The following is a 1,283-nucleotide window of genomic DNA, read 5'->3' as shown; positions in this document are numbered from 1 at the left end:
GCTGCATTTGTTCGTGACTTAGACGGAAACAAAATCGAAGCAGTTTCAATGTAGCTTTGAGTACGCATATAACAATCAATTTAAGAGGGATTCCCAACGCTTGGCATTTTTGCTTCTACTTCAAATTAAGTGTTTATGGCACAATGCTTTAAGTTGGGTAGTAGCGTTGCTCACCCCTTAATTGGGCGTTATGTATATAAGGATGAAATATGGAAAATATAGAAGTATTTGCAGAAGAACTTGAAGATATCATTTTAGAGAACCTTGATTTCGGCTTGTTCAATATAGATCTAGTTCAAAGTCTATGGACAGAAAAACACCCTGATGTCGATTTCCAAAAAGTTATTCAAAAGCTAGTAGCCGAAAACAAGGTAGGGGCGGCTAGCAAAACACACGGAGAATACAGAGACCCTGAGCGTACCGATTAAAAATATACATAACAAACAATTTAAGAGTGATTCAGCACGCTTGGCATTTTTTGTTTGCGTTTAGTTTAGTGATTACGGTGTTAAAATTGATTGTTGTGGTAGCGTGCTTCACACCTTAATTGGGCGTTATACAAATTGGAGAACGTGGTTGAATATAGAAATTATAAGTGCTTCAACAGCATTACTGGCTGTTGTAGTCGGTCCGGTTGTCTCGTTAGTCATTGCTAAGAAACAAATAAAGTCATCAGTGGTATCTAAAAACCGACAAGACTGGATCGTTAGCCTCAGAGCTCAAGTCTCTGAACTTGTTAGCGACTTCCAATATTTACCAAATGCATCGATTGATGGTGTGTTGGGGCGAGAACAGCTTATTGCATTACATAGAGACGTTTTAAGAAAGTGTAATTCTGTAAGACTACATTTAAATTTGGAAGAAAAAGAACATTTTGAATTAATGGAAATGTTCGATGATATGTCTCAAATGTTACTTGATTACATAAATGGTAAGTTATTCATTCATAAAGAAATGACTGGATTATGTAACGTAGCCATTGAGCAATGTAGTTTTGTAATCAAAATCGAATGGGAAAAAGTTAAGTCAGGGCGCTGATTTGTATAACAAACTGTTTAAGAGTGATTCGCAACGCGTGGCATTTTTACTATGCGTCGCATTTGGTGTTTAAGGTGGTATGCGGCGGCATTGGTATTGCGTTGCTCACACCTTAACAGGGCGTTATGTGTTTGATGAGTTTTTGAGGTTAATTCTACGATTTCACTGAGAATTCGTTCTGTGTTTTCGGCAAGTTGGCTTGGTCGAAATGGATTCTTGAATAATCTGAGATTGATCGTTTTCAA

Annotated in this window: 3 protein-coding genes; 2 read left to right on the top strand and 1 reads right to left on the bottom strand. The window is 37.3% G+C overall.

The genetic code is table 11. The annotated features are described in order from the left end of the window. The first annotated feature begins 209 nt into the window (after positions 1–209). Together AACW06_RS19595 and AACW06_RS19590 are read left to right on the top strand one after the other, a co-directional pair. Positions 210–428, top strand: a complete 219-nt coding sequence (locus tag AACW06_RS19595) for a hypothetical protein (RefSeq protein WP_047691110.1) — start codon at positions 210–212, stop codon at positions 426–428. A gap of 148 nt (positions 429–576) precedes the next feature. Next, positions 577–1,038 (top strand): hypothetical protein, encoded by a 462-nt coding sequence (locus AACW06_RS19590; protein WP_192076334.1) that lies wholly within the window; start codon positions 577–579, stop codon positions 1,036–1,038. A gap of 17 nt (positions 1,039–1,055) precedes the next feature. On the opposite strand, the gene AACW06_RS21130 is transcribed toward AACW06_RS19590, so the two are convergent. Beyond that, positions 1,056–1,283 (bottom strand): hypothetical protein (locus AACW06_RS21130; protein WP_443263839.1); only part of this gene is annotated, 228 nt, incomplete at its 5' end.

It is taken from the genome of Vibrio sp. S12_S33, from assembly GCF_963889785.1.
Classification (GTDB): domain Bacteria; phylum Pseudomonadota; class Gammaproteobacteria; order Enterobacterales; family Vibrionaceae; genus Vibrio; species Vibrio aestuarianus.
Note: the sequence above shows the minus strand (reverse complement) of the source record. Positions and strands in the feature narration are given on the sequence as shown.

Bases quoted from the DNA above. Each gene is read 5' to 3' on its own strand.
- AACW06_RS19595 (WP_047691110.1), top strand. From the start codon at position 210: ATGGAAAATATAGAAGTATTTGCAGAAGAACTTGAAGATATCATTTTA.